Origin of the sequence: Cryptosporangium japonicum, from assembly GCF_039524755.1 — a bacterium.
Classification (GTDB): Bacteria; Actinomycetota; Actinomycetes; order Mycobacteriales; family Cryptosporangiaceae; genus Cryptosporangium; species Cryptosporangium japonicum.
Genome location: NZ_BAAAGX010000032.1, coordinates 188,106 through 194,944, shown reverse-complemented (window position 1 = coordinate 194,944; position 6,839 = coordinate 188,106). Strand labels below are relative to the sequence as shown.

The window sequence follows — 6,839 nt, the reverse complement described above, 5'->3', positions numbered from 1 at the left end:
ACAACTGTGCCAACGTCCCTGCACAGCACACCTAGGTCCGTTTCTGGTCTGTTACCGGGCTGACTGCCGGGACGCAACTGGCTCCCGAGATGCGATAGCCGTGTAGCCTCGGCCGGGCTGACCTCTACCGAAGGCCAAAACGGCTGGTCCCGGCGGGCGGGTCACGTACGGAAGCGAGCGGAGCGAGAAGTTCGATGACCCAACCCGGCGACGAGTTAGGCGCGTTCACCCAAGTCCGTCTGGTGCACCATGCGGCGGTGGCCGACCTGTTCAGCGGCCTCGACCAGTCCGGCCGGCCGATCGTGATGGTCGCGCTCACTCCCGAGGCCGGCGTCGATCCGGCTTGGCGGAGCGCGTTCAGCGACCTGGTCAACCGGGACCGCGCCTCGGTCAACCCGGCTGATCCCCAGTTCGTCCCGGCGCACGCGGGCGATGTGCAGGGTGGGCGGCCGTGGGTGGCCAGTCGGTTCGAGCCCGGACGCCGGGGTGTCGAGCGGATCCTCCACGTGATCCCGCAGGCCCTTCCGCCCGGTGTCGACCCCACCGCGATGATCGGGTCCGCGGTCGCCGGTCTGCAGGCCCAGCAGTGGGCGCCGCCGCAGGCGTACGCCCCGCCGATGCCGGCCCAGCCCAACGCGCCCCAATCCGCGCCCCCGATGTCCGCGCCGCCGATGTCAGGCCCGCCGATGTCGGCCCCTCCGATGTCGGCAATGCCGATGTCAGGCCCACCCCAGCCGGCGCCATCCCCCTTCTCCGACCCGTTCTCCTCCCCCCTGAGCCAGAGCCCGGCGTCAGCACCCCCGGCGTCAGCACCCCCGGCATCGGCACCCCCGGCGTCGGCACCGCCGATGTCCGACCCCTTCTCCACCCCGATGGGCCAGCCGTCCGGCATCCCGGACCAGTACGCCCCGATCTCCGGCGGCCCCCAGCCCGGCGGCCCCCAGCCGGGCGGTTACTCGCCCGGCGGCTACCCCAACCAGCAGCCCGCCGGCTACTACACGGACTCGTACGGCGACCAGGCCGCCCCGTACGACCCCAACAAACCCGATGTCTCCTACGCATCGGTCCCCCCGGACAGCTCCAACCGACGCGGCGCCGGCATGCTGATCGGCTTGATCACCGCGGTCACGGCCCTGGTGATCGTCGCGGCCGGCTTCGCGGTCGTGTTCATCAACAGCGGTGACGAGAAGAAGCCGGTCAAGTCGGTCGCGGACAAGTCCCCGTCGACGTCGACCAGCCCGCTGCCCGCGAAGACCGCCAAGCCGACTCCGACGCCGAGCCGGTCACCGCTGCCCGACACCACGCCGACCATCCGCCCCGACGCGGAGACCGTGAGCGTCGTCGGACCGACCTGGCAGAACGACGACAAGGTCCAGCTGCTCGCCCTCAACGGCTGGCCGTTCGCGTTCCGGCTCCCCCAGGGCTGGAGCTGCCTGCGCGGCTCGATCGACGAGCTCCCCGACGCCAGCGCGTGGGGTTGCGTCAAGACCGAGGGCACGAGCCACCAGCAGCGGTTCAACATCATGCTGCGGCGCTGCGCCACCGGGTGCATCGCGACCGAGCAGACGACGATGACCGAGGCCTGGTTCGACGACGACGAGGAGGCGATCCAGAAGAAAGCGGACGCCACCACGACCTACGCCGAGACGGCCAAGAACGACGACGGCTTCTACGCGCTGACGATCAGCCACTTCTTCGCCGAGAAGCCCGGTGGCGAGCTGACTTACCAGGTCGGCGTGTGGTTCCAGTCGCCCGACAAGTACAAGGACGAGATGCAGAAGGGCCTCAACGACGTCCGTACGCAGGCCCCGCAGCCGGCCTGACGTACCGGGCTCACTCCAGGCCGAGTTCGGCCAGGGAGTAGGCGGCGCGGTAGGGCAGGCCGGCCGATTCCACGGCCGGACCGGCGCCGCGGTCGACGACGACCGCGACGCCGACCACCTCGGCACCGGCTGCCCGGAGCGCTTCGACGGCCGTCAGCACGCTGCCGCCGGTCGTCGACGTGTCCTCGACGGCGAGCACCCGGCGCCCGGCGACGTCCGGGCCTTCGATCCGCCGCTGGAGCCCGTGGGCCTTCTCGCCCTTGCGGACGACGAACGCGTCGAGCTTCCGGCCACGGGCGGCCGCGGCGTGCAGCATCGCGGTGGCGACCGGGTCCGCGCCGAGCGTCAGCCCGCCGACCGCGTCGTACGACCAGTCCTCGGTCGTGTCGAGCAACACCCCGCCGATCAGCGGTGCGGCCGCGTGGTGCAGCGTCACCCGCCGGAGGTCGACGTAGTAGTCGGCCTCCCGGCCGCTGCTGAGGGTCACTTTGCCGTGCACGACGGCGAGATCACGGATCAGGGCGAGGAGCTCATCACGGTCGGCCACGTCGTCAGCCTAGAGGTTGTCCAGGATCTCCCGTTCACGTGCGCGAGTGAGACGCTTCTCCTGCTCGGTGGCCCGCTCGGCGCCCTCTCCGGTCGGCAGGCCGTGCTCGCGCACCCACTCCCACACGTCGGCCAGCGACTCGGCCAGCGGACGGATCCGCAGCCCGGTCTCGTAGGCCCCGGCGACCCCCATGTCCCACGCGTGCCCGGCCTCCGGGAGCCACAGCGGCATCTCGGTCCACGGTTCGACGCCGGCATCGCGCAGAACGCCGTCGTCGACCCAGGTGAACCGCGCGTCCGAGCCGGTCACGTCGCGGGCGGTCGTCAGCAGCGAATCGAACGTCTGCGTCCCGGCGCGGGAGTTGACGTTGAACGCGCCCGGTGGCGCGGTGAGCATCCAGGTCGCCATGTCGCGGGAGTCGATGAGCGCCAGCGGTTGGTCCGGGCGGCCCGGTGCCAGCACCTCGCCGCCCGCGGCCACCCGATCCACCCACCAGGACACCCGCGCGATGTTGTCCTGCGGTCCGAAGATCAGCCCGGACCGGTTGATCGTCGTGCTGTCCGGGAACGACTCGAGCACCGCGCGTTCGCACCCCGACTTCAGGTAGCCGTAGTCCCCGTCGTCGGGCCCGGCGTCGGGCGGGCAGTCACTGACCGGTGAGTCCGGCCCGAGCGGTTTCTCGGGCCAGTCCGGGTAGACGTTCACGGTCGAGACGAACACGTACCGCCCGACCCGGCCGGCCAGGCGTTGCGCCCCGAGCCGCACGTACGTGGGCACGAACCCCGAGGTGTCGATGCACACGTCCCACTCGTCGTCGCCCAGTTCGTCCAGGCCGGCGGCGGTGGTCCGGTCACCGAAGCGGGCGTCGACCGGTGGTGGCGGTGTTCCGTGGCGGCCGCGGGTGAGGGTGGTGACCTCCCACCCCGAATCCAGCGCGGTTCGTACGACCGCGCTCCCGAGTAGTTGCGTTCCGCCGAGCACGAGAAGTCGCATGCACCAACCCTGGTCCCCGCCCGGACGAATTCTCCCGCGTTCGGCTACGAGCGAAGCTGCTTGTCCCAGTCGAGCCCGTCACCGACGACCCGGTAGCCGAGGGCTTGGTTGATCGCGACCATCACCGCGTTCTGGTCCCCGTTCCACGACGAGACTCTCCGCGCCGACGGCCACGCCGCGACCAGGTGACGATCCGGTACCCGGGCACCGGTCCGGGGTCGAGCTCGTCCAACCGGGGCACCGGCACGTCGAGCTCCCGGTACACCGACCGCACGCCGGCCCGGTAGCCGACGGCCCGCGCGAACGTCATCGCGGGAATCGGCGGGGCGGCGGCCGGCTGCATCGTCTCGGTCATCGCGGTCGTGCACCCGGCGGCCAGCGCTGCCCTCTCCACCGTCCGGAGCAGGGTTCCACCGATGCCTCGGCGACGCCGGTCCGGCCGGACCACCAGATGAAAGAACGCGAGGTCGGGGCTGTCCGCGCTCAGCTCGACGCGAGCGGCGGCGACCGGCTCGTCCCCGTCCATGGCCACCAGATGCTGCCACCGCTCGTACGGGTCGCCGGGCAGCGGGACGATGCCCCGCTCCAACTCGGGGTCGAGCGGCACCCGGTGCGGTTCATCGACCGGCAGCGCGGCGCTCAAGACGGTGCACCAACGTCCGAATGCTTCCTCGTCGGACGCGTCCACCGTCTCGATCGTCAGCATCCGTCCACGATCGTGCGGCTCCCGACGTCGGACAAGTTAGTTTTGGCGGCCCCGGCCGACGGCTTTGGCGGCTCGGCCGATCACCCGGAGGAAAATCGGGCGGGGTGCGTAGCGCACGATCCCGCCGAGCACCTTGTAGCGGACGCTCGGCACGCTGGTGGGCCGCCCCCGACGCAGGTCGGCGAGCGCGTCGCGCACCACGTCGTCGGCGTCCAGCCAGAGCGCGTCGGGGATGTCGGCGGTGGGGATCTCCGCCCGCTGGTGGAATTCGGTGCGGACGAAACCGGGGCAGAGCGCGATCACCCGCACTCCCCGGTGTTTCAGTGTGAGGTGCACCGATTCGCTGAACGTGATGACCCAGGCCTTCGTCGCCGAGTAGGTCGACCCGGGCGCCGTGGGCCCGAACCCGGCCACCGACGACACGTTCAGAACGTCGCCGTGTCCGCGCGGGAGCATGCTCCGTACCGCGGCGTGCGTCAGCCGCATCACGGCCCGGACGTTGAGCGCCAGCATGCGCTCCTCGTCGGCGATCGAATTCTCGACGAACCCCGACCGCAGCCCGATGCCCGCGTTGTTCACCAGCAACTCGACCGGGCGGTCGGCGTCGGCCAGGCGGGCCTCCACCCGCGCGCACCCGTCGTCGGACGCCAGATCGGCCGGCAGGATCTCGACCTGCACCGAGTACTTCTCGGTGAGCTCCTTCGCGGTGGCGGCCAGCCGGTCGCCGTCGCGCGCGACCAGGATCAGATCCCGGCGTTCGGCCGCGAGCGCCCGCGCGAAAGCCGCGCCCAGCCCGGCGGTGGCTCCGGTCACCAGTGCAGTCGTCACGTGTCCCCCGAGAATGGCAGCGGGGCCGGCGGGAAGGCCGCCGGCCCCGCGTCGACCGACCGATCAGAACCCGGCGACCGGCTTACGGAAATAGGCGTTCGACGCCGGGAGGGCCAGCAGCACGATGATGCCGATGAACCCGGCCAGCTCGAGGAAGGTGAGCAGGTACGTCACCGCGAGGTAGCCGCCAGGCAGGTAGTCGGCGTAGATCACCGCGGTGCCGATGCTGCCGACACCGACGCAGCAGAGCGCGAGGCCGGACACCACCCAGGAAATGATCCGGGCGACGTTGGCTCCGCGGAGCACGCCGAGCGCGAGCCCGATGAACGCCGCCGCGAACAGCAGGCTGAAGACGATGGAGATCGCCGAGCCGAACGTCTGACCACCGGTGCCGGTGCTGGAGACGTTCTGAGCGTCCAGGTACTTGTCGACGGCGTCCTGGAGGGTGTCGCGGCTGATGAGCCCGTAGATCACTCCGACCAGCAGTAACACCGCCTCCCCGACCAGTAGACCGGCCGCCGCGGTGACGGTGACGGGGCGCGGACCCTTCGGCGCCTGACCGGGTAGCGGCGGCGGTGCCGCGTACGGCGGGGGTGGGTCGTAGCTCATGCCGTTCCTCTCTGCCGAGAATGCCGAGTTCAGGCCCCTTACCCTGCCGTACTCTCAGCCATTCCTTAAGCGACATTTAGCAGCTGACCCAGCTGTTTTTTGCTCAGTACAGGCCTCGTACCGCTTCCCAACCGGGATCCGGGCGCCATTCCTGGCTCACGTTCGAAGCCTGCTGGGTCGCCCAGGCGGCCACCTGGTCGGGTACGACCCCGCTGCTGTCGGCGTAGAGGTGCAGCGTGCGCACGCTCGCGACGGTCACCACGGCGACGAGCACCGCCGAGTCGCCGAGCCGCCCGAGCAGGCCCGCCTGGACGCCGTCGAGCGCGGCTTCGTCGGCCGAGCCGGGCTCGAACGGGATACGTACCCGGCCGTGCAGGTCGTAGAGCGGGTAGTCGAGCCGGGCGAACGGCACCCGCACGCGTACCGCCACCGGCCGGTCGCGGTCGTCGAAGCCGTCGACCGTGACCCACTCGCCGTGCTGGTAGTGCGTGGACAGCTCGACGACGGCCGAGCGCAGGGCGTCGACTCCGTAGGGCTGGTCTTCGCCGGTGACCTTGACCTCGCCCAGCCAGCGTTCGACGTCGTCCTCCCCCAGGGCCCAGTCGAGCAGCAGGAACGAGGCCTGCAGGCGGATCGCCTCGTCCAACCGGGGGAAGTCGGGATGCCAGACCGACACGTGCACGCGGGCCCGGTCGAGGTCGATCTCGAAGCCGAAGCGGGCCGACCCGGGGTGGAACGGCCGGCCGCCGAGCTGCACGGAACCGGTGTAGGCGGCCGGGTCGGGCTGGCGGGACGCGTAGTACTCCCAGTCGGCGTCGGGGCCGGGGCCGGCACGCAGCCACCGCTCGGTCACCGGGCGCAGGGCCGGCGAACCTTCGGGGCTCACGACCAGCGCGTGCTTCGCCTGCCGGCCGGACGTCAGCTCCCAGGCCAGCTCGGGGTGGATGGCGCGTACCCGCCCGGTGAGGTCACGGTGCAGCTTGCCGAGATCGTCACGGTCGAGGCCGGCACCGACCTGGTCCCGGGCCCGCGCCCACCACGTCCAGAACGCGGCAATGCTCTCCCGCGGGTCGCGAGGCCGTCGTTCGAACATCGCCATGGAGGCAGTCTGCCAACCCGCGCCAATGCGCGCCGCAGGGGTCCTCCGGCGACCGACTGTTACGTGGTGGTTACCGCGTCAGTTACCCGACGAACCCATCCGAAGTCCGGTTCGCTTCGGATCATTGAAGAGGGAATCCAGCAGTAGCCCGTAATGTCCCGGCTACTACGTGAACGGGTGCGGGGGGTAGCTACGGTGAGTCCGATTCTTGGCGTCCGTAAACTGACGCATCGG

The 6,839-nt window shown here is 70.9% G+C and carries 7 protein-coding genes; 1 reads left to right on the top strand and 6 read right to left on the bottom strand.

Going from position 1 to position 6,839, the window contains the following annotated elements; genetic code table 11:
- Nucleotides 1-194: 194 nt before the first annotated feature.
- Nucleotides 195-1,823 (top strand): hypothetical protein, encoded by a 1,629-nt coding sequence (locus tag ABD437_RS35475; protein ID WP_344653348.1) that lies wholly within the window; start codon nt 195-197, stop codon nt 1,821-1,823.
- Nucleotides 1,824-1,833: 10 nt separating this feature from the next.
- On the opposite strand, the gene pyrE is transcribed toward ABD437_RS35475, so the two are convergent.
- The 6 genes from pyrE to ABD437_RS35445 form a co-directional block, all read right to left on the bottom strand.
- The gene (gene pyrE / locus ABD437_RS35470; protein ID WP_344653347.1) at nt 1,834-2,370 is read right to left on the bottom strand and encodes an orotate phosphoribosyltransferase; all 537 of its coding nucleotides are present in this window, start codon (nt 2,368-2,370) and stop codon (nt 1,834-1,836) included.
- 9 nt (nt 2,371-2,379) lie between these two features.
- Complete coding sequence (locus ABD437_RS35465) at nt 2,380-3,363, bottom strand: Rossmann-fold NAD(P)-binding domain-containing protein (RefSeq protein WP_344653346.1); 984 nt, start codon at nt 3,361-3,363, stop codon at nt 2,380-2,382.
- Between the two features lie 121 nt (nt 3,364-3,484).
- Entirely contained in the window at nt 3,485-4,069 is a 585-nt protein-coding gene (locus tag ABD437_RS35460; RefSeq protein ID WP_344653345.1) for a GNAT family N-acetyltransferase, read from the bottom strand.
- Nucleotides 4,070-4,105: 36 nt separating this feature from the next.
- The gene (locus ABD437_RS35455; protein ID WP_344653344.1) at nt 4,106-4,897 is read right to left on the bottom strand and encodes an SDR family NAD(P)-dependent oxidoreductase; all 792 of its coding nucleotides are present in this window, start codon (nt 4,895-4,897) and stop codon (nt 4,106-4,108) included.
- A 63-nt stretch (nt 4,898-4,960) separates the two neighbouring features.
- Complete coding sequence (locus ABD437_RS35450; RefSeq protein WP_344653343.1) at nt 4,961-5,506, bottom strand: hypothetical protein; 546 nt, start codon at nt 5,504-5,506, stop codon at nt 4,961-4,963.
- Nucleotides 5,507-5,609: 103 nt separating this feature from the next.
- Nucleotides 5,610-6,605, bottom strand: coding sequence for a DUF695 domain-containing protein (locus ABD437_RS35445; protein WP_344653342.1), 996 nt, complete (start codon nt 6,603-6,605; stop codon nt 5,610-5,612).
- Nucleotides 6,606-6,839: the final 234 nt, after the last annotated feature.